This is a genomic window from Acidovorax sp. GW835-FHT14B10, assembly GCF_058793725.1.
This window is the reverse complement of the sequence record NZ_JBXAGC010000014.1, coordinates 55,591-81,337: the sequence shown is the minus strand read 5'-3', so window position 1 is coordinate 81,337 and position 25,747 is coordinate 55,591. Positions and strand designations below refer to the sequence as shown.

General features: G+C 67.1%; 23 protein-coding genes, 1 tRNA gene and 2 pseudogenes. 21 read left to right on the top strand and 5 right to left on the bottom strand.

What is annotated here, in order from left to right:
- The first annotated feature begins 1 nt into the window (after window position 1).
- From AC1Q5S_RS12630 to AC1Q5S_RS12620, 3 genes are all read left to right on the top strand, one after another.
- The gene (locus AC1Q5S_RS12630; RefSeq protein WP_303834907.1) at window positions 2-964 is read left to right on the top strand and encodes an aspartate carbamoyltransferase catalytic subunit; all 963 of its coding nucleotides are present in this window, start codon (window positions 2-4) and stop codon (window positions 962-964) included.
- A 79-nt stretch (window positions 965-1,043) separates the two neighbouring features.
- The gene (locus tag AC1Q5S_RS12625; protein ID WP_303834908.1) at window positions 1,044-2,339 is read left to right on the top strand and encodes a dihydroorotase; all 1,296 of its coding nucleotides are present in this window, start codon (window positions 1,044-1,046) and stop codon (window positions 2,337-2,339) included.
- A 27-nt stretch (window positions 2,340-2,366) separates the two neighbouring features.
- Window positions 2,367-3,104, top strand: a complete 738-nt coding sequence (locus AC1Q5S_RS12620) for a lysophospholipid acyltransferase family protein (RefSeq protein WP_303834910.1) — start codon at window positions 2,367-2,369, stop codon at window positions 3,102-3,104.
- A 121-nt stretch (window positions 3,105-3,225) separates the two neighbouring features.
- On the opposite strand, the gene AC1Q5S_RS12615 is transcribed toward AC1Q5S_RS12620, so the two are convergent.
- Window positions 3,226-4,290 carry an ABC transporter ATP-binding protein gene (locus tag AC1Q5S_RS12615; RefSeq protein ID WP_303834912.1) on the bottom strand — a complete coding sequence of 355 codons (1,065 nt, stop codon included), beginning with the start codon at window positions 4,288-4,290 and terminating at the stop codon, window positions 3,226-3,228.
- A 105-nt stretch (window positions 4,291-4,395) separates the two neighbouring features.
- On the opposite strand from AC1Q5S_RS12615, the gene AC1Q5S_RS12610 reads away from it, so the two are divergent.
- A complete protein-coding gene (locus AC1Q5S_RS12610) occupies window positions 4,396-6,024 on the top strand; it encodes an ABC transporter permease (protein WP_303834914.1) in 1,629 nt (542 codons plus the stop codon).
- 198 nt (window positions 6,025-6,222) lie between these two features.
- The gene (locus tag AC1Q5S_RS12605; protein ID WP_492238947.1) at window positions 6,223-7,635 is read left to right on the top strand and encodes a phospholipase D-like domain-containing protein; all 1,413 of its coding nucleotides are present in this window, start codon (window positions 6,223-6,225) and stop codon (window positions 7,633-7,635) included.
- 75 nt (window positions 7,636-7,710) lie between these two features.
- On the opposite strand, the gene AC1Q5S_RS12600 is transcribed toward AC1Q5S_RS12605, so the two are convergent.
- Window positions 7,711-8,574: a patatin-like phospholipase family protein gene (locus AC1Q5S_RS12600; RefSeq protein ID WP_422203571.1), complete on the bottom strand. Its 864-nt coding sequence runs from the start codon at window positions 8,572-8,574 to the stop codon at window positions 7,711-7,713.
- A 132-nt stretch (window positions 8,575-8,706) separates the two neighbouring features.
- Between AC1Q5S_RS12600 and AC1Q5S_RS12595 the strand changes: the two are divergent.
- The 16 genes and pseudogenes from AC1Q5S_RS12595 to AC1Q5S_RS12520 form a co-directional block, all read left to right on the top strand.
- Window positions 8,707-8,943, top strand: a pseudogene (locus AC1Q5S_RS12595) (CDGSH iron-sulfur domain-containing protein); the annotation flags it as partial.
- A 63-nt stretch (window positions 8,944-9,006) separates the two neighbouring features.
- Window positions 9,007-9,405: a CDGSH iron-sulfur domain-containing protein gene (locus AC1Q5S_RS12590; protein WP_422203659.1), complete on the top strand. Its 399-nt coding sequence runs from the start codon at window positions 9,007-9,009 to the stop codon at window positions 9,403-9,405.
- Window positions 9,406-9,618: 213 nt separating this feature from the next.
- Window positions 9,619-10,824 (top strand): tyrosine-type recombinase/integrase, encoded by a 1,206-nt coding sequence (locus AC1Q5S_RS12585; protein ID WP_422203573.1) that lies wholly within the window; start codon window positions 9,619-9,621, stop codon window positions 10,822-10,824.
- A gap of 857 nt (window positions 10,825-11,681) precedes the next feature.
- Entirely contained in the window at window positions 11,682-11,963 is a 282-nt protein-coding gene (locus tag AC1Q5S_RS12580; RefSeq protein ID WP_422203575.1) for a hypothetical protein, read from the top strand.
- Window positions 11,964-11,982: 19 nt separating this feature from the next.
- On the top strand, window positions 11,983-12,264 hold the full coding sequence (locus AC1Q5S_RS12575; protein ID WP_422203577.1) for a hypothetical protein: 282 nt from the start codon (window positions 11,983-11,985) through the stop codon (window positions 12,262-12,264).
- 6 nt (window positions 12,265-12,270) lie between these two features.
- Window positions 12,271-12,609: a helix-turn-helix domain-containing protein gene (locus AC1Q5S_RS12570; protein WP_422203579.1), complete on the top strand. Its 339-nt coding sequence runs from the start codon at window positions 12,271-12,273 to the stop codon at window positions 12,607-12,609.
- Between the two features lie 236 nt (window positions 12,610-12,845).
- The gene (locus AC1Q5S_RS12565) at window positions 12,846-13,097 is read left to right on the top strand and encodes a hypothetical protein (RefSeq protein ID WP_422203581.1); all 252 of its coding nucleotides are present in this window, start codon (window positions 12,846-12,848) and stop codon (window positions 13,095-13,097) included.
- The gene (locus tag AC1Q5S_RS12560; protein WP_422203583.1) at window positions 13,097-13,405 is read left to right on the top strand and encodes a helix-turn-helix transcriptional regulator; all 309 of its coding nucleotides are present in this window, start codon (window positions 13,097-13,099) and stop codon (window positions 13,403-13,405) included. Before AC1Q5S_RS12565 ends, AC1Q5S_RS12560 begins: the two co-directional genes overlap by 1 nt.
- Entirely contained in the window at window positions 13,402-13,653 is a 252-nt protein-coding gene (locus AC1Q5S_RS12555; protein WP_422203585.1) for a hypothetical protein, read from the top strand. The genes AC1Q5S_RS12560 and AC1Q5S_RS12555 overlap by 4 nt, the downstream gene beginning before the upstream one ends.
- Window positions 13,650-13,925, top strand: a complete 276-nt coding sequence (locus tag AC1Q5S_RS12550; RefSeq protein WP_422203587.1) for a hypothetical protein — start codon at window positions 13,650-13,652, stop codon at window positions 13,923-13,925. The genes AC1Q5S_RS12555 and AC1Q5S_RS12550 overlap by 4 nt, the downstream gene beginning before the upstream one ends.
- Window positions 13,922-14,224, top strand: a complete 303-nt coding sequence (locus tag AC1Q5S_RS12545) for a hypothetical protein (RefSeq protein ID WP_422203589.1) — start codon at window positions 13,922-13,924, stop codon at window positions 14,222-14,224. Before AC1Q5S_RS12550 ends, AC1Q5S_RS12545 begins: the two co-directional genes overlap by 4 nt.
- 1 nt (window position 14,225) lies before the next feature.
- Window positions 14,226-15,140 (top strand): hypothetical protein, encoded by a 915-nt coding sequence (locus AC1Q5S_RS12540; RefSeq protein WP_422203591.1) that lies wholly within the window; start codon window positions 14,226-14,228, stop codon window positions 15,138-15,140.
- 39 nt (window positions 15,141-15,179) lie between these two features.
- A complete protein-coding gene (locus tag AC1Q5S_RS12535; protein WP_492238946.1) occupies window positions 15,180-15,545 on the top strand; it encodes a helix-turn-helix transcriptional regulator in 366 nt (121 codons plus the stop codon).
- Window positions 15,542-15,829 (top strand): hypothetical protein, encoded by a 288-nt coding sequence (locus AC1Q5S_RS12530; protein ID WP_422203595.1) that lies wholly within the window; start codon window positions 15,542-15,544, stop codon window positions 15,827-15,829. The genes AC1Q5S_RS12535 and AC1Q5S_RS12530 overlap by 4 nt, the downstream gene beginning before the upstream one ends.
- A gap of 5 nt (window positions 15,830-15,834) precedes the next feature.
- Window positions 15,835-17,762, top strand: a pseudogene (locus AC1Q5S_RS12525) (DUF927 domain-containing protein); the annotation flags it as partial.
- 3 nt (window positions 17,763-17,765) lie between these two features.
- Window positions 17,766-18,749, top strand: a complete 984-nt coding sequence (locus AC1Q5S_RS12520; RefSeq protein ID WP_422203663.1) for a DUF927 domain-containing protein — start codon at window positions 17,766-17,768, stop codon at window positions 18,747-18,749.
- Window positions 18,750-19,522: 773 nt separating this feature from the next.
- Here AC1Q5S_RS12520 and AC1Q5S_RS12515 read toward each other — a convergent pair.
- The 3 genes from AC1Q5S_RS12515 to AC1Q5S_RS12505 form a co-directional block, all read right to left on the bottom strand.
- Window positions 19,523-19,597: transfer RNA gene (locus AC1Q5S_RS12515), tRNA-Arg, on the bottom strand.
- Window positions 19,598-19,703: 106 nt separating this feature from the next.
- Complete coding sequence (locus AC1Q5S_RS12510) at window positions 19,704-23,864, bottom strand: translocation/assembly module TamB domain-containing protein (protein ID WP_422203597.1); 4,161 nt, start codon at window positions 23,862-23,864, stop codon at window positions 19,704-19,706.
- Window positions 23,864-25,744, bottom strand: a complete 1,881-nt coding sequence (locus AC1Q5S_RS12505) for an autotransporter assembly complex protein TamA (RefSeq protein ID WP_422203599.1) — start codon at window positions 25,742-25,744, stop codon at window positions 23,864-23,866. Before AC1Q5S_RS12505 ends, AC1Q5S_RS12510 begins: the two co-directional genes overlap by 1 nt.
- Window positions 25,745-25,747: the final 3 nt, after the last annotated feature.

The following is a 25,747-nucleotide window of genomic DNA, read 5'->3' as shown; positions in this document are numbered from 1 at the left end:
CGTGCTGCACCAGCGCAACCCCCAACTCAACGGCAACGGCGAACTCATCCACCTGCTGTCCATCGAAGGCTTGCCGCGCGATATCGTCACGCACATCCTCGACACGGCCGCCAACTTCGTCAGCGTGAACGACCGTGAGGTCAAGAAGGTGCCGCTGCTGCGCGGCAAGAGCGTGTTCAACCTGTTCTTCGAGAACAGCACGCGCACGCGCACCACGTTCGAGATCGCGGCCAAGCGCCTGTCGGCCGATGTGCTCAACCTCGACATCGCGCGCAGCTCGGCAGCCAAGGGCGAATCGCTGCTCGACACCATCGCCAACCTCTCGGCGATGGCGGCCGACCTGTTCGTGGTGCGGCACAGCGAATCGGGCGCGCCCTACCTCATTGCCCAGCATGTGGCACCCCATGTGCATGTGATCAATGCGGGCGATGGCCGGCATGCCCACCCCACGCAGGGGCTGCTGGACATGTACACCATCCGCCACTACAAAAAAGATTTCAGCAACCTCACCGTGGCCATCGTCGGCGACGTGTTGCATTCGCGCGTGGCGCGCTCGGACATCCATGGCCTGACCACGCTGGGCTGCCCCGAGGTGCGCGTGGTGGGCCCGCGCACGCTGGTGCCGTCGGACATGGCGCAGATGGGCGTGCGCGTGTGCCACACGCTCGAAGAAGGCATCAAGGATGCCGATGTGGTCATCATGCTGCGCCTGCAGAACGAGCGCATGAGCGGCGCGATGCTGCCGTCCAGCCAGGAGTATTTCAAGAGCTTCGGCCTCACGCCCGAAAAGCTGCAACTGGCCAAGCCCGATGCCATCGTGATGCACCCTGGCCCCATCAACCGCGGTGTCGAAATCGACTCCGCCGTGGTCGATGGCAAGCAGAGCGTGATCCTGCCGCAGGTCACTTTCGGTATTGCCGTGCGCATGGCCGTCATGTCCATCGTTGCCGGCAATGAGGCATGACACTCGGAATGAATACTCCTGTTCTCATGGCTGCTAGCGCTTATCCATTGGGTGCTGGTGGCAAATTTGGCTTGAAATCATGAAGATACTGATCCAGAACGGCCGTGTGATCGACCCCGCCTCGGGCTTCGACCAGACCTGCGACATCGCGCTGGCGGCGGGCCGCATCGTCGGTGTGAACCGCGTGCCGCCCGACTTCGCGCCCAACCGCACCATCAACGCCGCAGGCTGCATCGTCTTGCCCGGCCTGGTGGACCTGGCCGCGCGCCTGCGCGAACCGGGCCACGAGCACGAAGGCATGCTCGAGTCCGAAATGGCGGCGGCCGTGGCCGGTGGCGTGACCAGCCTGGTCTGCCCGCCCGACACCGACCCCGTGCTCGACGAGCCCGGCCTGGTGGAAATGCTCAAGTTCCGCGCCGAGAAGCTGCACCAGTCGCGCCTGTTCCCCCTGGGCGCGCTCACGCGCGGCCTCGCCGGCGAGGTGCTGACCGAGATGGCCGAGCTCACCGAATCGGGCTGCGTGGGTTTTGGCCAGGCCGAGGTACCGCTGGCCAGCACGCAGGTGCTGCAGCGCGCGCTGCAGTACGCCGCCACCTTTGGCTACACCGTGTGGCTGCGCCCGCAAGAGATGCACCTGGGCAAGGGCGTGGCCGCCAGCGGACCGCTGGCCACGCGCCTGGGCCTGTCGGGTGTGCCCGTGGCGGCCGAGACCATTGCGCTGCACACCATCTTCGAGCTGCTCAAGACCACCGGCGCCCGCGTGCACCTGTGCCGCATCAGCAGCGCCGCGGGGGTGGAACTGCTGCGCCGCGCCAAGGCCGAGGGCCTCCAGGTCACGGCCGATGTGAGCATCAACTCGCTGCACCTCACCGACGTGGACATCGGCTTCTTCGACAGCCGCGCCCGCCTGTCGCCCCCGCTGCGCCAGCAGCGCGACCGCGATGCGCTCCACGCCGCGCTGGCCGACGGCACCATCGATGCGCTGGTGTCCGACCACACGCCCGTCGATGAAGACGCCAAGACCCTGCCATTTGCCGAGGCCGAGCCCGGCGCCACCGGGCTGGAGCTGCTGCTCTCGCTGGCGCTCAAGTGGTCGCAGAACAGCGGTGTGCCGCTCGTGCGCGCCCTGGCCACGGTCACCTCCGAGCCGGCGCGGGTGCTGGGCAGCGCTCTAGGCACCTTGCAGGCCAGCGTGGGCCAGATCGTCGAAGGTGGCGTGGGCGACCTGTGCATCCTCGACCCCCAGGCCGCGTGGACCGTGCAGGACGACGCGCTGCGCAGCCAGGGCAAGCACACGCCGTTTTCGGGCTACGAACTGCCGGGCCAGGTGCGCGCCACGCTGGTGGGCGGCCAAGTCGCATTTGAACGGGGCTGAGGTGGCGCGCCACGGCAAGGCCTTGCCATGAGGAGTCTGCGCGCCTGCTGGCGCCTGCTGCGCGTGCTGGGCCACATTCTCAAGGGCCTGGTGATCGTGGCGGTGCGCTTTCCGGCGCTGTCACCCGACCAGCAGCATGCCCGCGTGCAGGCCTGGTCCATGCAGCTGTTGGCCCGTGCGGGTGTCTCGCTGCACATTCTGGGCACACCGCCTGTGGGCGGGCCGGTGATGCTGGTCGCCAACCACCTTTCGTGGCTCGACATCCCGGTCATGCACGCGGCGCGGCATTGCCGTTTTGTCTCCAAATCGGATGTGCAGGCCTGGCCGCTGGTCGGCACGCTGGCCACCGCTGCGGGCACCCTGTACATCGAACGCAACTCGCGCCGCGATGCGCTGCGCATGGTGCGCTCCATGCACGAGGCGCTGGAGCGCGGCGAGGTGCTGGCGGTGTTTCCGGAAGGCACCACGGGCGACGGGCGCGCCATGCTGCCGTTCCATGCCAATCTGCTGCAGGCGGCGGTGACGGCCAACGCCTTCGTGCAGCCGGTGGGCCTGCGCTTTGCCGACAAGGTGCGTGGCGTAACCAGCTTTGCGCCCAGCTACATCGGCGACGAAACCCTGGTGGGCTCCATCTGGCGCACCTTGCGCGCCCCTGCCATCGAGGCCGTGGTGCACTACGGCGTGCCCGAGCAGGCCGGCGGCCGGGACCGGCGCGAGTGGACGCAGCACCTGCACGACACGGTGGACCGGCTGCGCCAGGGTTGATGCAGATTCACCATCTGCGCGATCGCCGCGTTGCTTCGCTTGGGTCGGTCGCTCTGCTTTCTGGATAGCTGTTGGCGTTCGGCAGACAGGCGTTTTCGGCCGATCTGGTTTGAAACAACCGTCAGGCGCGCGCAAACGTGACCACGTGATCGACCTGCGCCCGGATGCCAATCCACTCGCCCACGGCGTGGTTGTGGTGGCTGGGCACGTGGGCCATCAGGGTCTGGCCGCTGGCCAGGCGCAGCGTGTACAGAAACTCCGAGCCGCGAAACGACTTGCGCAGGATCTGCGCCTGCACGGGGGCGTGGTCGTCGTGCACCACGTCATCCGCCCGCAGCAGCACATCGCATTCGCCGCCGGGGTAGCTGGTGGGCAGGGGGCATTCGGCCAGATCGGTCAGGTCGCCCAGCGGGGTATGCGCCACCACGTTGTTGCCGCGCTGTACCAGCGTGGCGGGGGTGAAGACGCCGTGGCCGATGAAGTCGGCCACAAAGCGCGTGGCCGGCCGGTGGTAGAGGGTGTAGGCATCGTCCCACTGGTGCAGATGGCCTTCATGCATCACGCCAATCACATCACCGATCGCAAAGGCCTCGAACTGGTCGTGCGTGACGAACAGTGCCGTGGCCCCGGCGGCCTTCAGGATGTCGCGCACCTCGTGCGCCAGGCGCTCGCGCAGGTCGACATCAAGGTTGGAAAATGGCTCGTCCAGCAGCATGAGCTGCGGGCGCGGGGCCAGGGCCCGTGCCAGGGCCACGCGCTGCTGCTGTCCGCCCGAAAGCTCGTGCGGAAAGCGCGCGCCGCTGCCTTCCAGCCCCACCAGTTGCAGGGCCTCGGCCACGCGGGCGGCCTGCTCGGCCCGGGGCAGCTGGTGGATGCCGAAGGCCACGTTGCGCTCTACGCTCAGGTGCGGAAACAGGGCGTAGTCCTGGAACACCATGCCGATGCGCCGCAACTCGGGCGGCACGTTCAGGTGCGCGCTGCCCACCAGCTGGCGTGTCAGGCGGATCTCGCCGGCCGATACCGGCTCCAGCCCCGCCACGGCGCGCAGCAGTGTGGTCTTGCCGCAGCCCGAGGGGCCGATCAGCACACCGATATCGCCCGCATGCAGCCCCAGCGTGACGCCCTGGACAGCCGCCTGGGAACGGCCTGCGTAACGCACTTCCAGTTGGGAAACCTCAAGAAACATGGCTTGATTCTAGTGGGGCGGGCGAATGCTTAAAATTCGCATTTGCATTCCTGGACGCCCCTGTGGGTCGGTAGTGCCATTCCTTCATCTGCCGAGCCCCCTGCCTTGCCCCGCACCCGCTTTTCTTTATCGACCCTGCCGCTGATCTTGCTGGTGGGCCTGCTGGCCTTGCCCGTGCTGGCGCTGCTGGCGTCGTGGCTGCCGTGGGGCGTGGTGCAGGCCGACACCGGCGCCATCCTGCGCGAGATGGCCAGCACCGTGCTGCCCGGCTACCTGTGGACCACGCTGTGGCTGGGCCTGTGGGTGGGGGTGGGCGCGGCCGTGGTGGGCACCGCGGCGGCGGCGGCGGTTACGCTGTTCGATTTTCCGGGCCGGCGCACGTTCGAGTGGCTGCTGCTGCTGCCGCTGGCCATGCCGGCCTATGTCACGGCCTATGCCTACACCGACTTTTTGCAGTTCAGCGGGCCGCTGCAGGTGGCGCTGCGCGCAACCTTCGGGCTGGAGGGGCGACTGCTGCCCGAGGTGCGCAGCCTCTGGGGCGCCATCTGGGTCTTCACCTTCTCGCTCTATCCCTATGTCTATCTGCTGGCGCGCACGGCGCTGGGCGAGCGCGCGGCGCACCTGATGGAGGCGGCACGCCTGCTGGGCGCGCCGCTGTCCCGGCGCATCGCCACCATTGCGCTGCCGCTGGCACGTCCCGCCGTGGCGGCTGGCGTGGCACTGGCCCTCATGGAAACCCTGGCCGATTTTGGCGTGACCAGCTACTTCGGCATCCAGACCTTCACCACCGGCATCATCAAGGCCTGGCTGTCCATGGACAACCGCATTGCCGCTGCCCAGCTGTCCACCATGCTGCTGGCCCTGGTGCTGCTGCTGCTGTGGCTGGAGCACCGCGCCGAGCGGCGCATGCGCTTCACCGCCAAGGGCACCGGCCACGCCGGCGCCACCGAGGCCCAGCCCGTGCCACTGCGCGGCCTGGCGCGCGGCCTGGCCTGGGGCGTGTGCACGCTGCCCGTGTTCATGGGCTTTGTGGCGCCGGTGGCCTTCATGCTGCGGCCGCTGGCGTCCGACTGGTCGGTGCTGCCCTGGGACCGCTTCCTCGAATGGGCCTGGAACAGTGTGTGGCTGGGCGGCATCACGGCCGGCCTGGCCGTGGCCGTGGCCTTGGCGCTGGCCTTTGCCGTGCGCCGCAAGCCCGACCTGCTGACACGCGGCGTGGTGCGGCTGGCCAGCGTGGGCTATGCCGTGCCGGGCGCGGTCATCGTGGTGGGCCTGCTGCTGCCGGTGGGCTGGCTGCAGGCACGCGTGCCGCAGTGGGGCGTGGGCGCGCTGGTCACCACCACGGCGGTGGGCATTGTGTGGGCGTACCTGGTGCGCTTTTGCGCGGTGGCGCTGCAGTCGGTGCAAAGCGGCTATGCGCGCATTCCGCCCAGCCTGGACGACTCGGCCCGCATGCTCGGCGCGGGCAGCGCTCGCCTGATGGCCCGCGTGCACTGGCCGCTGCTGCGGCGCTCCACCGCCGCTGCGGCGCTGCTGGTGTTCGTGGACGTGATGAAAGAGCTGCCCGCCACCATGGTGCTGCGCCCCTTCAACAGCGACACCCTGGCCGTGGTGGCCTACCAGCTGGCGCGCGATGAACGCCTGGGCGAGGCCGCCCTGCCTTCGCTGGCGCTGGTGGCCGTGGGGCTGGTACCGGTGATCCTGCTCAGCCGCACGCTGCGCGCCCGCACCTGAAGCACACCGCGGGCTGGGGCATGGCGCCCGCCCTGCGCGCCCGCTATGCTCGGGTGCCATGGGTTTGCTTGCATCCGATGATTTTCCGCCAGGCGTCACCAGGGGCCACTGGCAGCGCTTCGCCTGCGGTGCCACATGGGCCGCTGCGGCACATTGGCAGCCGACATCCCTTCTGCCGCGCAGGCTCCTGGGTATTGCATGACCGACCTGGTGCTGCTGTCCGGCCTGGGGTATGCCATGGTGGTGGCTGCGGGCCTGCTGACGTATGTGATGCTGACCCGCATCGACCACCAGCGGCGCCATCCTTCGGCGGCACTGGCGTGGGTGGTGGGCATCGTGGCCTTTCCCTATGTGGCGCTGCCCTTGTTCCTGCTGGTGGGTTCGCGCAAGTTTGCGCGGCCCTTGCGCCTGCCCCATCGGCCTGGCGATATGGCGGTGCCGGGCCCTGCGGCGGCGGGAGAGGGCCCGGCCTGGGCCACGCGCCTGCTGGCGGGCATGGACCTGGCGCCCGCCGTGCGCAATGCCCGTGTCCAATTTCACGACGATGGCCCCGAGGCGCTGCAGGCCCTGCTGGCGCTCATCGATTCCGCCCAGCACAGCCTGGATGTGTGCACTTTTGTCTTCGGCCACGATGCGGTGGGCGAGCGCGTGGCCCAGGCCCTGGCGCGGTGCGCCCAGCGCGGCGTGGCCACGCGGCTGCTGCTGGATGCCGTGGGCAGCTGGCGCACCCCGGCCGCCGTGCTGCGCCAGCTCCGGCGCCAGGGCGTACAGGTACGCCGCTTCATGCCCCTGCTGCACAACCCCATGCGCGGGCGCACCAACTTGCGCAACCACCGCAAGATGGCCGTGGCCGACGGGGAACGCCTGTGGAGCGGTGGGCGCAACCTGGCCAGCGAATACTTTGTGGACCGCCCGGACAGGCCCGCGTGGCTGGACCTGAGCTTCGATGTCGAAGGCCCCTTGGCCGCGCTGGCCCAGGCGCAGTTCCGGGCCGACTGGCGCGCGGCCACGGGCCGCGTGCGCTTTAACCGCCACCTGCCGCCGCCGCGCCATGCGCTGGTCGGCCCGCCCGGCGGTGCGCTGGCCCAGTGGGTGCCCAGCGGCCCCGACCAGCCCGATGACACCGCCTATGCCCTGCTGCTCACGGCGGCCTACCACGCGCAGCGGCGCATCGTGGCGATCACCCCGTATTTCGTGCCCGACGAGGCCTTGCTCGACGCCTGGTGCATTGCCTGCCGGCGCGGGGTTCGGGTGCACCTGATCGTGCCCGCCCGCTCCAACCACCGCCTGGCCGACTGGGCCCGGGAACGCGCCCTGCGCCAGCTGGCCACCGCGGGCGCGCAGGTGTGGCTGGCCCCCGGCATGGTGCATGCCAAGGCGGTGCTCATCGACGACAGCATGGCGCTCACCGGTTCGCTGAACCTGGATGCGCGCAGCCTGTTCCTCAACTACGAAAGCATGACGGCCTTTTACGAGCGCGCGCAGGTGCAATGGCTGTCCGACTGGTGCGCCCGCCAGATGGCCACGGCCCGACCGCACCATGCGCGCCAACCGTCGTGGTTGCGCGACATCGCCGAGGGCGTGGTGCGGGCGGTGGGGTTTCAGCTGTAGGAACTCCTGAAAGAAGAGCAGCCGCGCCGGATGGACAAGCAATGGGTGGCGAAATTCCCTGAATTTTTTGATCGCTCAATGCCCGTGCGCCAGCAATGCAGGCGCGAGCTGTGAACGCTGCAGCCCGCCGCTTTCCAGCCAGCGCCGGGTCTGCGCGGTGGTGCGCTCGATCAATGCGGCGGCCTGTGAAAAATCATAGGGCGAGGCCGACAGCGGGCACAGCGGTGGCACGACGATGATCTCTGCCTGCGTGCGGTAATGCTCGAATTCGTCGGCCAGCTGGTGTGCAATCAGCAGGGTGATGGCATGCAAGGCATTGGCGATGGCGCTGCGCGGCGGCGTCTGGAGCGCGCAGGCAAAGCCCGTGGGCAGCACGATCACGCGCCGCGCGCCCAGTCCGACGGCCACGCTGATCGGCGTATTGCTGGCAATCGCGCCGTCGATCAGGAAATGCTCGTCGATGCGCACCGGAGGGAATACGGCGGGGATCGCACAACTGGCCAGTACGGCGGCGACGGCCGGGCCGTGCGAAAGCGCCACCGTCCCGCCGCCGAGCTGGTCGGTGGCGACCACATGCACCGGCACGCGCGCCTGCTCCAGCAACCGATAGGGCAGGCATTGTTCGAGCAGGCCGCCCAGTCCCGATGGATCGACCGCGAACCCGCCGCTGCCGCTGCGGGCCAGCAGATTGCGCCACGCTATCGGAAACACCACGTTGCGGCGCAGCCCGCACCAGAGGGCGGCCAGTCGCCGCAGGCCGTCCGTATCGGGCGCTCCGGCAAAGTAGGCGCCATTGATCGCGCCCACCGACGAGCCCACCACCAGATCGGGCCGCAGCCCATGCGCGACAAGCGCCTGCAGCATGCCGACCTGGATCGCGCCGAAGCTGCCGCCGCCGGCAAGCACCCAGGCGGTCGTGGGGGGGGACGAATCAGCCATGCTTTCCTCCAGGATGGCGTTGGCCGCAACAGGGGCACGGCTTGTGCTGGCGCCACGAAGGGCTACAGTAACAGCACGGCGTGGATCCGTCATTCTGTGCTGCCGGGCGCACATGCCCCAAGGAGGCCACCGATGAATTCCGATAAAACCGCGGGCGCGCAGGTGCGCATCACCCGCAATGGCCCCTATCTCGTGGCGGGCCAGTTGCCGCTGCGCAAGGAGGCCATAGGCACCAATACCGAAGGCGAGTCGGTCGAATGGGTCGCGGCAGCGGCCTATCCTGAACAGGCGCAATACGCGCTGTGCCGCTGCGGGCACAGCGGGCACAAGCCGTTTTGCGATGGCAGCCATGCCAGGGTGGACTTCGACGGCACGGAAACCGCCAGCCGCCGCCCCTATCTGGAGCAGGCCCGGCGCATCCCAGGCCCGGCCATGTCGCTGACCGATGCCGAGGCACTGTGTGCATCGGCCCGTTTTTGCGATCCCCATGGCAAGGTATGGCACCTGGTCCGCGAATCACAGGTCCCGGCAGCGCGCGTGCATTTTGCGCGCCAGTGCGGTGATTGCCCCTCGGGGCGCCTTGTGGCCTGGGACAATGCCACCGGCCAGCCGGTGGAGCCTCAGTACGCACCTTCGGTGGTGTTGATCGAGGATCCGGCCATGGCTTGCTCGGGGCCCATAGGGCTGCGTGGCGGCATTCAACTGGTCGGCGCTGACGGTTTTGAATACGAGGTGCGCAACCGCATGGCGCTTTGCCGCTGCGGTGCGTCCAGGAACAAGCCGTTTTGCGACGGCAGCCATGTCAGCACTGGCTTCAGTGACGAGCGCTGAATGTGCGGGCGAGGTCGCGGCAGGTCGGGGAATGTCCGCGAGCCAGAGAGCACGCGGATTCTGGATGTCTTGGGATGCCGCGTGAGGCGATCCGCTGGTCCTCGACAGCACTCACACTTTGCCTTGAAACCCGTATGAATGCTGGGTGTGATTTGACTTTTCGCGGAATGTACCCCCAAATGTACCCCCTGACTGTTCTTGATACCCCCCGCCATGAAGCTGACCGACGCCAAACTACGCACCCTGACCAAACCCGGCAAACACTTTGACGGCGGCGGGCTGTACCTGGACCTGACCAAGGCGGGCGGGCGGTACTGGCGCATGAAGTATCGGCACGGCGGCAAGGAAAAGCTTTTGGCGCTGGGGGTGTACCCAGCGGTGGGCCTCAAGGATGCGCGGGCGAAAGCCGATGAAGCACGCCAGCAGCTCCAAGCCGGGGCAGACCCTGGCGCCGTGCGCAAGGAGGCGAAGGCAAAGGCAGACCATGAGGCCGTCAATACCCTGGAGGCGGTGGCGGGCGACTGGCTCAAGCACCAGGCGGGCCGCTGGGAGCCCCTGACCATGACACGCATCCGGGCATCGTTGGAGGGCCACGTGTTCAAAACCCTTGGAGCCCGCCCCCTGGCCAGCATCAAGCCCCGCGAAATCATGGACGTGGTGAAGGCCGTAGAGGCGGGCGGGGCAGGGGAACAGGCCGGACGCGTGCTGCAGCGGGTAAAGGCCATCTACCGATGGGCCGTCACGCATGGGCGCATCGAGGTGAATCCCATGCTCGACCTGGTGCCGTCCGAAATCCTCAAGCCCCGCGAGGTGCGCCACCGGGCCGCGCTGGCTGACAAGGACTTGCCCGAGTTCTTGAAGAAGTTGGACGCCTACGATGGCGACCCCCACACCGTGCACGCTTTGCGCCTGCTGGTGTTGACGGGCACTCGGCCCGGTGAAGTGCGCGGCGCCCGCTGGGCAGAGTTCGACATGGATGCAGCGCTGTGGGTGATCCCCGCCGAGCGCATGAAGATGCGCGTTGAACACCGCGTGCCGCTGTCCCGCCAAGCCCTGGAGGTGCTGCGCAGCATGCAGGCCCTGAGCGGCACCCGCGAGCTGGTGTTTCCCAGCCCCTTCTATCCCAGCAAGCCCCTGAGCGAAAACACGTTCAATTCGGCCATGGCCCGCATGGGCTACAAGAACACGGCCACAGCCCACGGTTTCCGGGCGCTGTTCTCCACCGTGGCCAATGAATGCGGCTGGAACCCCGACGTTATCGAACGCCAGCTTGCCCACAAGGAGCGCAACCAGGTGCGGGCCGCCTATCACCGCAGCACCTACATGCAGGACCGTGAACGCCTTATGCAGTGGTGGGCGGACTACCTGGACGGCCGCAAGGCGGGCAACGTGGTGAAGATGCCCACGCGGGCCGCATGAGGCACACCGGCCCGGCGCGGCTTGCTGGAACCGAATCCATTCCAAATTGACGGAACCGAATCCATTCCACATGTGTGCGCCCTGCGAAGCCACCAGCACCAGACACAAGGGCCGTGAGGCCCTTTTTTCATGGGTGCGGCGGGTGCTTTTTGCATTTCCTTCACCACCATTCCCCGGAAAACCGTGGGAACAGTGGGAACAAACACAAGGAATCAAGGAATGGTGCGGGTTGCCGGATAGTCGGCAGTGGGAACAAAGTGGGAACAGACTGGGAACAGAGTGAGAACACTTCTACATAGTGAGAAAACTCATACATACAAACCCTTGTTTTCTCTGTTCTCCCCACCCTTCGCCGCCTGGCCGCCGCCCCTTCACACCCGGCCGTGCCGCTGCGCACCTGCATGCACATTTGTGGAAATGAGCGCGTGAGGGCCTTCCCCTGGAACCACCTCACGGGGCGGGCGAACGTGCACGCGTGTGCACTGGCATTTACTAGCCCATGACGTGGCAACTTTGTTTATTGAGAATCAATCCTGAGTATTGCCAAGTGCCCAGCCACGGGCGAGCCCCACGGAAAAAGCCGGGCCGAACGTTTGCGGTCGTGTTTTTGCGCAGTACGCGGTGGCTCTGTCGTACCGCTGTGGATAACTTTGCCCTGCAGGGTGCGCAAAAAATAATCAAAAGCACACCACCCGCAAACCCGCATGAATGCTGGGTTTCCCGATAATGTGCAAAAGTTATTCACAATGCACACTAGATACGACGGGCGTTATGTTAAATAGTGTGCTGTATTATATAATTTTGCACACTATCGGGATCAATGCCACAATCAAGTGCAACATGCAAAGGATGCACCCATGACCATTGATGAGTTTGACGCCGCCTTGTCCGCCCTGGGCTGGAAGGTAAGCGAGTTTTGCCGGGCCACCGGCCTGCACCGCAACACCCCCAGCCGCTGGCGCAATGAGGGCGTGGAGATACCCGCATGGGTGCCGCAGCACCTGGGGCTGTTGTTGGACTTGCAGCGCCTGCAGGCCGCCCACCAGGTGCCACCCAGCCCACGCGCGGGGGGCTGGTATCTGCAGGACCTGCAGCGCCTGCAGGCCGCGTATCTGGTGCCGCCTGTGGGTGATGAGTAAGCCCAAACGAGAGGTACAGATGAGCCCCGAATTTGAAAAGCGTTTGATTGCTCTCAGCAATACCAGCAAGGGATTGCAGTTCATCGCTGACATGCTGGCGCGTGGTGATTTTTCCGACCCAAAGGAGCGTTCGGAGGTGGCCCGATGGATAAAGCGAGAGGCAATGCGACGACACAAGGCCTACATGCGCACGCCGGAAGGCTCGGCCATACGGCAGGCAGATGCGGCAGCGCGTGCCGTGTGGGTATCGTGGCTGGCGCTGGCAGTGTCTACCCTTGCGCTGTGGAAGTCCTGGACGTGAGGCACCATGGCCGAGATATTGACCATCGAACAGGTTGCAGAGCTGCTCCAATGTGACCCGGATACTGCAGCCGTGCAATTCAACGCGGGGCAGCTTCCCGGTGTGAAGTTCGGCAGGCGCTGGGTGATCCCAGCACAAGCTTTTCACGAGCGCTTGCACGTCCTGGCGCTTGAGCAAGCCGCAGAGAGGCGCGCAGCTTTGAAGTGTGAGCGTGCCGCTGCAGTAGCACAAGGCGGTGCCTTGCTGGTGCAAGGCGCCCAGCCTGCAGCGCGTGGGCGAAAGAGGCGCCCCCTGCCGCAGTTGCCATCGTTGCCAAGTGGCGTGCATAATCACCGCAACCCCTGACCGGGGCCGGTGCGTAAGAACACCTTTTCAGTTAGCGGTGCGACCTCCCCGATAGTGAGGTTTTGTCACGTCTGCATTCAGCAAACACGGCCCTATGCCGCGTTGAAGGTTTCGGGCGGGATGGCCAGAGTGGTAACACCTGGCGCACGTCTAACTGCGTGTTCTTAACATCCCGCCCACCTGTTGCGCGTAAGAACGCAGCCGGTGGTTTCAGTCTCAGTTAGGAGCAAGAAGCCATGACCAACGTCATCACCCTGGTCGGCCACAGCGCTGCGCCCATCAGCCCCCAAGGCACCCGCCTTGGAGCCCCCACCGACCCCATCCAACTGCATGCCGACGCACACAACGCCCTGGCCATGGCGTTGCACTACCTGCGCCAGCCACAAGCGAACGTGCCAGGCGCGGCCCGCAAGGCAGTGCAGGCCTTGGCAGCACTGCGAAGCCTTGATGGCCTGTCTGCTGCGCTTGCCAAAAGTGGGGCCTGCTGATGAAAACCACAAAACCTACCGCCCAAGTTGCGACTACCCCGACAGCCGCGCTTTGCCGGGCAGACGCCGCAGCTTATGTTGCTCTGTCAGATACGACCTTTGAAAAATTAATTCGTGAAGGTCACGCACCAGCTCCGCGCCGCATCAGTTCCAAGCGTGTTGTCTGGCTGCGTAGGGAGTTGGATGAGTGGTTGGAGTCATTGCCTGTTTCAGACCTGCCACCCCCGGCAAACACTGGCACCAGGAACCCGGAAAAGTCTAGTGCACACGTGTACACCGACGCGGATCGTAAAGGCGGTGCGGCATGAACGACATTGCCTTCACCAGCCGCACGGGCGCCACTGCTGGCCATGTGCGTGAATCGTCTGCCGCCCTGTCAGGGGGGCAGTTTGTGACCGTGTACGCCAGCCAGGCTATCGACCGCGTAGAGCTGGGCCTTTTGGGCGACATGGCGCATTGCTGGATGGTGTTTACCGCCGCACAAGCGCGCAGCGTGGCCGCTGAGCTGCCGGCCTGCGCCGCTGCCCGCGAAGCAAAAGAAGGGGGTGCGGTATGAGCACTAGACAACAAGCCACCGTTTTAGAAGTAATCGCCGCGCGCATGTCCACGCTAAACGACCTGCTGATGATGGCGCAGTGCCAGACAGATGATTATGAAAAGGCCGTGCTTGTCGACGCCGCGCAAAGCATGGCTGTGTGTGTCTGTGCCATGGCTGACGATGCCACTGGCGGGGGCGTGCGCGGTGATATGAAACTCTGGCTGTATGGCCCATCATTCAGGGCTGACGTAAACGGCCCTGTCGAAGCAACACAAGGGGGTGCCGCATGAGTGCGTCTGAACCTGTAATCGGGGCCTTCGGCTTTCTGGCCAGCAATTGGGCTGAGTTCAACAACACCCCCGCCATCATCGTCAACCCTTCTGCAGCGCCCGCTGATCTGCTGGCCTGGTGCTGGGGCGAAGTGCAAAGCCTGCAAAGCGCTGCAGAGGAAATATCCGGGCTAAGGGATGGATGCAGTGCAGAGGCATTCAATGCCGTCTTCGTGCATCGCCTTGAGCCGCTGGCGCGGGTTATGGAGGCTGCCATGAATGCGCTGGCGCAGCAGGCGAACAGGATCGGAGGGGACTGACATGGCGGACAGCACCAGCAAGCCACCTAAAATTGATCCTTTGGAGGGGTGGGAGCCCAATTGCAGGTACGGGCTGCAGCGAGCAAATGAAACGAATGCCGGGCGGCTGGTGCGCCTTGAAACTGTGGCTACCTGGCTGGCGCAGGAGTTGCCCCGTGATCGTGTTGTGCAAGAGCTTTTCGGCAGGTTGATAACCGAGGGAGAGGCGGAATGCCTCTATGTCCTGAGCGCTCGCACGTTCGCAGTGCCGCTTACCGTGAGTGGCAGGGCAAACGTAAAGGCCGCAGGCTTTTGGCAGCACCTGGACTTTGTGGATTCCAACACGCTTGCAGAGTTTGTTGTTCGTGAGATTGGCAACGCATGGGACGACTGTTGGCCTGGCCTGGCTGACCTCAATACCGACCAAGATTGGTACATGCAACGGGTGATCGCGGCCAATCGTGAGCGCAACCGGTTTGTGAAACTGATGCCACCTGGCGACGTACCAAAGCCCAGGCCCGCATCGTTTGATATTGAAGATCGCCAAACGCAGTTGGAGCGCCTTCGCAAATTAGCGCTGCCAATCGAAAAGGCTTATGCGCTGTGGGGCTGGGGCTCTGTGGCTGCGCCTGCTGCAGTGGTGCTGCAATTGGTGCCCGAGCCCATTGCAAAAACTGCAATCAATGCGGTGCCTCCGAAGCCAAAAACCATGAAAGACATGCACCCAGAGTTGACCGGGCAAGTCTTGGAAGAGATGCGGAAAAAGCATGAGCGGACGCACGCTCCCACTCAAACGCTGGCTGCTGAAACAGGGTTGTCTGACCGCGAAATCAGACGCCGTATAAAAGCCTGGTCGGACAGCAAAAGTAATCCTATTGGTGCCAATGCCTTCACGGTTAAACCAACGGGAACAGGTGGGCAACGCAATAAGCGCTAGCCCACTTTGCCGGGCATTTGCCGGGCAACACCAGCATTCATGCGGGTTTCCCGCCCGGCAAGCAAGCGATTTTGCCCGGCAAGTTTTGCCGACTTCCAATCCATACACACCCGCCGTGCCGTCCTGGCCATGCGGGGACTTCAATGGAAGAAAGCCACCGCAATGCAAGTAGTTCACCAGTCCCGCCCTGTCGTTCCACGCGACCGACTGATACGCCGCCCAGATGTGGAAAACATCACCGGATGCCAAAAATCAACCATCTACCAAATGATTGCAGACGGCAGTTTCCCCAAGCCTATCCGCCTGTCTGCGCGCCATGTGGCGTGGTCAGAAACGGCCGTATTGCAGTGGGTGCAAGACCGTATTGCAGCCGCAAGCGCCACGGTTGCAGAGGTGCAGCAATGAGCGCCCGCACCCTGGAGGGCCGCGCCATGGATGCGGCGAACGCCTCACTATGCGCCAGCGTGGAAATGGCGATGTTGGAGCACCTTCGCAATGCGCCTGACTTTCAAACCGGCCGCATTCATGAAAACGCACTCCTCAAGGCCGCCTACATCCAATCGGCCGCAGTTATCCATGCGGCGGGACTGCAAGCCATTGCCCGCGTAGAGGCCGCGCAAATCACGGCGGCCGCGATGGATCGCCGCACTGCTGCCACTCAGCGACGGATCTACACACGATCTGAATAACGTCAATGACAACCCACATCACCCCCGACCTGATCCGCGCAGCCCTGGCGCACATCCCCGCCAGCCTGGCCCGTGAGGACTGGGCGCGGGTGGGCATGGCCATCAAAAGCGAGTTTCCAGACGCCACCGGCCAAGACCTTTTCGAGGCATGGAGCGCCACCGCAGAGCCCCACGATCCACGCGCCACGCGCAGCACCTGGCGCAGCATCAAGGCAGGCGGCGGGGTGGGCATTGGCACCCTGTTGCACCTGGCCAAAGAGCACGGCTTTGTGTTGCCCAAGGCCAGCGAAGCCCCGGCCGCACCGAGCCCCGAGGTACTGGCGCAGCGTGAACGCGAAAGGGCAGAGCGCCAGCAAGCCGAACAGGCCCGCCAGCAGGCCGCCCACGCGGCTGCAGCGCTTGACGCGGTGGTGCAGTGGGATGCAGCCAGCGACACGGGCGCAAGCCCCTACCTGGCCCGCAAGGGTGTGCAGGCCCATGGCGTGCGCTTTGCGCCAGATGGCTGCGTGCTGGTGCCCTTGCGCGATGCGGCTGGGGCTCTGTGGAACCTGCAGCGCATTGCCCCCGAGCGCCCCTCAGAGGGCACCGACAAGCTGTTTTTGAAAGGCGGGCGCAAGTCGGGGCTGTGGCACTGGTGCGGTGATCCGGCCGGGGCTCAGGTGCTGTTGATTGCCGAGGGCTACGCCACGGCCGCCAGCGTGCACCAGGCCACCGGCCGCCCCGTGGCCGTGGCCTTTGATGCGGGCAACCTGGCACACGTTGCCAAGGCCCTACGCCAGCAAGATCGCGCTGCGTTGCTGGTGCTGTGTGGCGATGATGACCGCACCACCGAAGCCCGTACCGGCACCAACACCGGCCGCGTGAAGGCTGAAGCCGCAGCCCGTGGCGTGCGTGGCCTGGCTGTGTTCCCCGAGGGCCTGCCCGATGGTGGCAGCGACTTCAACGACATGCACCAGGCGCAGGGGCTGCAGGCCGTGGGCGCCTGCGTAGATGCCGCCATTGCAGCCCACCAGGCACAGCAGGCAGAGCGCACCCAGCAAGCCACGCAAAGCCCCAAGGCAGGCAACCCCACCACCCGCACGCGCAGCGAGCCCCACGGGGCCGATGGTGGGCACGGTGGGGGCCATGAGCCCCACGACGATGCCCGGCCCTTCGACCCGTTCACCGTGAGCGATGCGGGCGTGTTTCATTCGGGCGTGGACAAGGACGGGCAACCCAAGGCCCCGCAGTGGGTGTGCAGCCGCCTGGATGTGGAGGCCCTGACACGCGACCAGGACGGCGCAGGCTGGGGCTACCTGCTGACCTTTGCCGACCCGCTGGGCAAGCCCAAGCAATGGGCCATGCCCGCCCGCATGCTGTCTGGCGATGGGGGCGAATACCGCGCCGCGCTGCTGAACATGGGGCTTCGCATTGCCCCATCGCCTGCAGCCCGCAACCTGTTGACGCAGTACATCCAGACCCGCCAGCCGGGCGAGTTTGCAAGCTGCACCGACCGCATCGGCTGGCATGGCCGCGCCTTTGTGCTGCCCCATGAAACCATCGGGGATGATGCCGAGCGCATCGTTTTCCAGTCTGAAAGCCAGATGGAAAACACCTTTCGCGTGAAGCACGATGCGGCCGCCTGGCGTGATCGCATTGGGGCTCTGTGCGTGGGTAATTCCCGTCTTGTGTTTGCGGTGGCCTGTGCCTTTGCCGGGCCGCTGCTGCGCCCTGCAGGCATGGAGAGCGGGGGCTTTCACATCCGAGGCGACAGCAGCAGCGGCAAGACCACGGCCCTGCGCCTGGCCGCCAGCGTGTACGGTGGCCCCAGCTATATGCAGCGCTGGCGCACCACCGATAACGCGCTTGAAGCCATTGCCGCGCAGCACTGTGACTCACTCTGATCCTGGATGAACTGGCGCAGGTAGAAGGCAAGGTAGCCGGGGAGTGCGCCTACATGCTGGCCAATGAGCAGAGCAAGTCACGCGCCACCCGCAACGGTGCACCACGCGCCCGCCTGTCCTGGCGCCTGCTTTTCCTCAGCGCTGGTGAGCTGGGGCTTGCCGACCACATGGCCGAAGGCATGAAGCGCACCCGCACCGGGCAAGAGGTGCGCATGGCAGACATTCCGGCCGATGCAGGCGCGGGGCTGGGTGCCTTCGAGAGCATCCACGACTTTGCAGGTCCGGCCGCATTTGCCAGCCACCTGACCAACCAGGCGCAGCTTTTCCACGGGGCACCGGGCCGGGCGTTTGTTGAATGGGCCTGTGCCAATGCTGAGGGCCTGGGCAAGCGCCTGCGCACGGGTGTGCAAGCCCTGGCCCGTGCGTGGATACCGCAAGGTGCATCCGGCCAGGTGGAGCGCGTGGGCGCCCGCTTTGCGCTGGTGGGTGTGGCGGGCGAGCTGGCCACCGAGGCGGGGTTGACGGGCTGGCCAGCGGGCGAGAGCGAACGCGGTGCACGCGCCTGCTTTAACGCCTGGCTGTCTGCCCGTGGTGGGGCTGGCAATGGTGAGGTGGTGGCCATGCTGCGAGCTGTGCGCCGGTTCCTTGAAACACATGGCGAAGGCCGCTTTACCTGGTGGCACCGTGCGTCTGATGACCACAACGCCAAGACGCTGCAGCGTGCGGGGTTCCGGCGCATGGTTGACCAGGACGGCAAGCCCATCAAGAACGATGCCGAACACCAGCGGGAGTATGGGGAGCGCATGGCCCCGGCTGATGGCGAGGCGGTCAGTGTCGAATACTTCTTGCTGCCCGAGGTGTTCCGGGCTGAGGTGTGCCAGGGCTTCGACTACCAGGCGGTGGCCCGTGTCCTGTTGGAGCATGGGGCTCTGATGCCCGGGGCGGGCCGGGCGTTTGACTGCAAGCAGCGCTTGCCCGGCTTGGGCGTGTCCAACTGCTACCGCATCGCCCCGTCACTATTCGCCCTGGACGTGTAGGGCGTCCACCACCTGGCCAGGCCCGTGCATGCGTGTGCACGGGCCTTTGTGCGTGTACGCCAGGCACTGGCCAGCGGGCCGCCCGTGTGGGGGCGGGGAATGAATCCCCTCCGCGCTGCAAATTGCAAATATGCACCAAAAGGTGCATTGGCACTTGTGCGGTGTTGAACGTTCGGGGCTCCTGTTTTTGGCCTGATCGTGGGTTTTGATGCCCGGAAATGTGCGGAAACAGGCTATTTCCCCGGATTTTGTTCCCACTGTTCCCACTGCGCTAAAAGGAGTGGGAACGCGGCAAGCCCCTGTTTATGCGGTGTTCCCACTGTTTCCACGCAAAAACACAAGGGGGCGAAGGAATGGGGCCAAACGTGCAAAGCCTGATGCACATTTGCGGGCGTTGTCTGGTGGTGCCTGGGGCTCTGAGGCGATAGGGTAGGGGGCTCCGAAAGTCTGAGGCGCACCCACTGGAAACCGACCGGTTCCTCAAATTTTTGTGCGCGCAGGTTTCGGGGGGTGGGGGTATCTGCTGGCGGCTTGGCCGGGGTGGCGTGTGGAGCCCCCGCCACGCTTGGCGACAATTTGGCATTTTTGGGCGTTCGTGTGCCCCTTGGCTGGGGCCATGTACCCCCACTTTTTGAAAATGCACCCCCAAATGTACCCCCGCATACCCCCGGATTCATGCACACTTATGCGGACGCATGCGCACTAGTCAAAGCCCATTTCCATAGGGAAAAAGAAAAAAGCCGGAAGCTTGTGGAAGCTGTCGGCCTTTGATTTGGTCCCCTCGACAGGAATCGAACCTGTATCTAGCGCTTAGGAGGCACTCGTTCTATCCATTGAACTACGAGGAGCACGCAGGCGCGGATTGTACGCGCTCCGGTGCTTCTGTATTGATAGCTGTCAGTGCTTTCTGCAGGAGCGCCAAGGCCGTATTTGACTTGTCAAGGTGCGCCCGGATCAGTCGTAACGCACGGTGTAGATGATGTCCACCGCGCTTTTTTCGCCCGTCTGGCCGCGCAGGGTGAGGCGGCGCGAGAGGTCGTAGAAGATGTACAGCGTGCCCAGCGTGCCCGACAGGCTGCGCTCGTAGGTCACGTACATGTCCTTGGACAGGCGCTTGCCGAAGGTCAGCGCGGCGCTGGCGGCGTCTTCGCCGGCGCCGGGGCCCTTGAAGCCGATCTCGTCCAGCCCCAGGCGGCTGGCCACCTGGGCGGTGGGGTTGCCGCTACCTCCACCGCGGCCCAGCAGGGCGAGGGCCGCCTGCTGCAGCACGGCGGCCTCGGCACCGCCGTTGGCCGCGTCGCGGCCCAGCACCACCCAGGAGAGTTTTTCGGCGTCGGGCAGTTCGGGGTCGGAATACAGCCGCACGCGCGGCGCCAGGGCCGTGCCGGTGACCTGCACCCCGGCGCGCACGCTGATGTTCGGGCGCAGCGCCAGGATGTCGAGCGCGGGGTTGTTGTAGGGGCCGTTGAAGCGGATCAGGCCCGTTTCTACGTCCAGCATCTGGCCCCAGGCGCGGTAGCGGCCTGCGTCGGTGCGCACCTCGCCGGTCACGCGGGGCGGGGCGCCGGGCACGGTGCTGCCGCGTATGTCCAGTTCGCCGTTGAGGCGGGTCGTGATGCCCTGGCCCTGCAGTGCGAAGTCGCGGCCCAGGTTGAGGGTGATGGCCACGGCGGGCGGGCGGGTGGTTTCGGCCTGCACCGCTTTCTGGTGGGCGCGGCCGGCCGCCTGGGCCTTGGCCTGGTCTTCGCGGTCTTTGGCGGCTGAGCGCACCACCACGTCCGAGCCCAGGCGGGGCGCCGATTCGTCGGGCAGGATGATGGTGGCGCGGTCGGTGGTGAGCTTGCCGCGCAGGCTGAACTGGCCTTGCTGCAACTGCGCCTGCACCTGGCCCGACACGCTGACCTGGCGGTCGGCGCGCACCAGCACCTGCAGCGCGCGGGCCTCGGCGGTGATGTCCATGGCCATGCCCGACAGGCCTGCCCCGGGCTCGCCCCAGGTGAGGCGGCCCGAGCCGGTGAGGGTGCCGCCGTCTTGCGGAGCGGGCGTGCGGTTGCCGCTGAAGCCCGCAATGCGCGCGTTGCTGCCGCGCCCGCCCTGCAGGCGCAATTCGGTCAACTCCAGCTGGTTGCCCCGCAGCGTGGCGCGCAGCTGGCCGTTTTGCAGGTCCACCCCATCGACGACGGAGCGCACGGCCAGGCCATCGGCGCCCAGCGTGCCAGCCCAGCGGGGGGCATTGCGCGTGCCCGACAGGGTGGCGTTGGCATCGAGGGTGCCGCGCACACGCCAGCCCGGTGGGGCCAGGGCCGACCACACGCCCACATCGGGCAGGCGGGCGCGCACGCTGGCGGCCAGCGGTGCGTCGGGCGCCCAGGTGGCATCTGCCAGTGACTCGCCCAGGGTGAGGCGGGTGCTGGCGCTGGCGTCGATCTCGCCGGCGCGCTCGCTGGCCCAGAGCAGGCGTGCGCGCAGGGCCTGGTCCTCGGCCTCCAGCGTCAGCTCGGCCTGGCGTACACCAGCGCGGCTGCCGCGCGGGGGGGCGGTGATGGCGGTGGGGCTGCCCGCGCCGGTGCCCTGGCCGCTGCTTTGCAGCACCGTGACGGGGGTGGCTTCGCCCGTGAGGATGTGCAGGTCGCCGCTGCTGCGCCGCAGGCTGGCCTGGGCGCGCAGGGTGGTGCCGGCATCCAGGTTCCACTGGCCTTCCAGCAGCATGTCGCCGCCCAGGCCCAGGCGGGCCAGCAGCGGCTGGACCGGTTGGCCGGCCACCGCCGGTGCGTCCTCCAACCCCAAGGCATCCAGCCAGGCAAAAGGCAGGCCCTGCAGGCGGCCCTGGCTTTGCAGGCGCAATGCCGTGCCGGGTCCCGATTGGTAGCGCAAAGGTTGCCATTGCAGCGCCACGCTGCCGGGCAGCGGGCCGGTGAGGCGGGCCTGACCGGCCGCCGCCTGCAGCACCACCCCGCCGGGTGCACTGGTGGCAGGGTCGACCTGCGCCGAAATGGCCAGAGGCTCGGCAAGCACCAGGGTCCAGGGGCCGGGGCGTTGGGTGTCTTGCAACTGCAGCCGCAGCGCGTTCACCTGCGCCTTCCACAGCGCAGCGGAGGCCAGTCCGCCCGCCACGCGGGTGTGCAGCGTCGTCTGCAGCGGGCCCGTGCGCAGTGTGCCGTCCAGTGCCAGCGTGGCCTGCACCAGCGAGCCCGACAGCTGCGCCTGCAGCGCTTGCATCTGCACGGAGGTGGGCACTGCGGTGGTGCCGCTGCCCGGCGGCAGGGTCAGGTCGAATTGCGGGGCCGACAGCGTGGCCTGCAGCGTGAACGGGGCCTTGTCCGCAGGCGGCGCCTTGCCCTCCCGGACTGCCTGCAGTTGCTCTGCCAGACTTTGCCAGCCGCCCGTCCAGCGGCCGGCCAGTTGTGCCTGGCCTTTGAGCGCAACGCCTTGCAGGAAGGCGGCCAGGCCCGGCAGCTGGGCCAGCCAGCGCTGGGTGCGGTCGGCGTCGGTCCATTGCAGCTGCAGCGCGCCGGCGCCGCTGCGGGGCGCGAGAGCCCCTTGGGCCTGGGCGCTGGCGCCGGGCACCGTGAGCTGCAGTTGCCCTTGCACAGCAATGGCGTCCAGCGCCACCTGCAGCCCGGTGGCTTGCAGCCGCGCCTGCATGGCATCGACCAGCAGGCGATCCAGCCGCACGGTTCCGCCGCCTTCCTGTGCCTGCCATTGCCCCCTGGCCTGCAGGGTGTTGATGCGCAGCGCGGGGCCACGCGGCGCGCGGGCCTGGCCGGCCCCGATGTCGGCCGTGAAGGCCACGCTGCCGTTGCCCTGGGTTTGTGCCACCACGCTGCCGGACACGGGCGCGGCGGCCAGTGCCGAGTGCAGTGCCTCGGGGGGCAGTTGGCGCAGCCGGGCTTGAGCGTCGATGGCGCCGGTGGCGGGCGTGTAGTGGCCCTGCAGCGTGGCCGTGCCCTGGCCCACGCTGGCCGTGGCACCGGGAACACTCCAGCGCGTGCCATCCCAGGTGGCGCTGGCCGCGAGGGCGGTGAGCGGCAGGCGCGCCTGGTCCCACGGGCCTGCCAGTGCATTCTGGATCTGCGCCTGCACGGCCCAGCCCGACGCCGCCGGCGCCACCGTGGGGCCGGCCTGCAGCGTGCCGTGCAGCAGCGTGGCGGGGGCCTGGGGCCACAGCGTGGCCAGGTTGACGGCGCGCAGCGTGGCGCGCGCCTGCTGCACGGGCTGGGGCGCCCACGGGGCCAGGGTGGCCTGCAGATCGGCCTGCATGGCTTCGGTGGGCTGTGGCGTCTGTGCCGTCTGCGCGACAGGGCGCAAACGCGCCTCCAGTTGCAGTTGCGCCGCCGCGCCGGACAGCGTGCCCTGGAGCGTGGCGTGGGCCTGTACCTGCACACGGGTGCCGCTGCCGGGTACGGCTTGGTGCACGTTGCCGTCCACCGTGGCGTCGAGCGCCATGGGGGCCTGGGCGTCCAGGGTGGCGCGGGCGGTGTAGCGGCCCTGGGCCAGCGCCACATCGCCTATCACCAGATGGTGCTGGCGCCCGTCAAAGCGGTAGTCGCCCACCAGCCCCGCTGCTTCGACGGCCGGTATGCCAGCCCACTGCAGGCGGTCGATGCGAAAGGGCAGGCCGATCTGCAGCGGCAGCACCAGGGTGTCGAGCGGGGGCGGGGGTTCGGTGCCGGGCGGGCCCAGCGGGGTGATCGCCAGGTGGGCGGCGTGCACCTCGCCCAGTTCCAGGCGGCGCTGCAGCAAGGGCGCCAGCTGCCAGCCCACGCGGGCATCGCTGACTTCCACGCGCAGCGTGGGGCTGCTCCAGCGCAGCCAGCCAATGCGGCCACCGCTGCGCAGCGAGCCGCTCACCTCGCGGCTGTCCAGCGTCTGGTCGGCGGGCAGGTACAGGGCTGCGCGTGCCAGCAGGGTCGCCAGAGAACTGTCGCGGCCCGACCACCACCAGGCCAGCGTGCCGGCCGCCAGCACCAGGGCGCACAGGCACACCAGCAGCCAGCCCGTGAAGCGCAGTGCCTGGTGCGCCCGCAGGCCACGCACGGGCGCAGTGGAGGGCGGGGCGCCGCCCGCCGAAAAATCCGCTGGAGGTGGGCGCCGGGCTGGTGGCTTGTGGCGCATCAGAAGCTGAACCCCAGACGCAGATGCAGCCGCAGCTGTTTTGCCTGCACGCCATAGGCCAGGTCGGCCTGCAGCGGACCCACCGGGCTGCGCCAGCGCACACCGGCACCCACGCCGACGCGCGGGTCCATGTCGCCCACGCGGTCGGCCACGGCGCCGGCATCGACGAACAGCGCGCTCTCCCAGTCGGTCATGGCGCCGTTGTAGACGATGGGGCGTTGCCATTCGGCGCTGGCCAGGGCCAGGTAGCGGCCGCCAAAGAGCTGGTTGTTTTCGGTACGGGCGCCGATCGCGCGGTAGCCGTAGCCGCGCACGGTGGTGTCACCGCCGGTCAGGAAAAGCTGGGTCACCGGGATCTGCGCGGCCTGGCGTGCCAGCACGGCGCCGGCTTCGGCCCGCAGGGCGATGCGGGCATTGCGTGCGCCGCCGGTTTCGGCCTGCACGCGGCCCGCCGCAAGGAACGCTTGCCAGCGCAGCAGCGTGCGCACAAACGGGTCGCGCTCGGGGGTGAACGTGGTGCCCGCCCCCAATTCCATCGCCAGCCCGTGCCCGCGCGTGGGCGCCACGGTGCTGTTGAAATAGCGGCCCGTCCAGCCGTAGTTCAGGGTCAGCGCCGTGGCCGAGGACGGAGCGTTCAGGCCCTGGCTGTTGGCGTAGTCGTACTGCAGAAAATAGTTGCGATCGATGCGCGTGCTGCTTTTGCTGCGGCCCGTGCGCAGGCGCGCGCTGTTGACCTCGTAGTCGCCCGTGGTTTCGCGCTGCCCCTGGGCCGAGGCAAACCAGCGCCAGCCGTTCTCGTCGGGCAGGTCGGTCCACTCGGTGCCCGCCAGCTTGGTCTCGCGGTCCAGCGACAGCTTGCTGACCGCGCGCCAGCCGATGCCGGGCAACCGGTTGTGGATGTGGTCCATCGAAAGGCGCGGGCCGCTGTCGGTGGACAGGCCGGCGCCAAACACCAGCTTTTGCAGCCGCGCCTCGCGCACCTGCGCCACCACGGGGGCGGCTTGCGGGGCGGTGCCTTCGGTGTCGAGGGTGAGGAACACGGCGTCGTAATAACCGCTGCTGGCCAGGCGCAACTGCGTGTCCATCAGCGTGGCCTCGTCATAGAAGGCGCCGGTGGGCAGGCGGGCCAGGCGCCGTGCGCCATCGGGGTCGTAGCGTTCGCTGCCCTCAACCACCAGGGGGCCGAAGCGGTAGGCCGGGCCGGTGTCGTAGGTCACGCTCAGCGCCGCCTGGTGGGTGTCGGCATCCACCTCGGCCCGGCTTTGCGCGATGCGGGCCGTGGGGTAGCGCCGCACCTGCAGCTGGCGCAGGCCGTCGGTCTTGGCGCTGTCCCAGGCCGACTGGGTGAAGGGCTCGCCGGGCTGGAGCGACCAGTTGCGCTGCAACCTCTCTTGCCGGCGTGCGCGGTTGTCGGTGTCTTCGTCGGTGCGCTCGGCCACGGTGATGCGGGTGCTGGCAATGCGAGTCTGCGGGCCGGGCTCTACCGTCACCGCCACGGCGCGCAAGGCGGCGCTGCTGGCCGGGGTGTCGGTCATCACCACCGTGATGGTGGGCGCAAAGTAGCCCAGCGTGCCCAGCAGTTGGCGCGCGTTGGCGTCGGCGGCGGCCAGCAGGCGCTGCAGCTCGCCGTCCTGCAGGTCGGTAAGGTTGCGAAAACGCTGCAGCTCCAGATGGCGCTCCAGGGTCTCGCGCACGCCATCGGGTGCGTTCACTTCGAGCGTGAAGGCAGACAAGGCGGAGCTGTCAGTGACCGGAATGGCGGCAGCATCTGCGGCGGCATCTGGTTCGCCCCGGGGCAAGAGGCTGCAGCCTTGCAGGCACACCACGCAGAAAAACAGCAACGCCGGCCATCGGGCCGGCGTCGGAGGCGCAATGGGCATGTG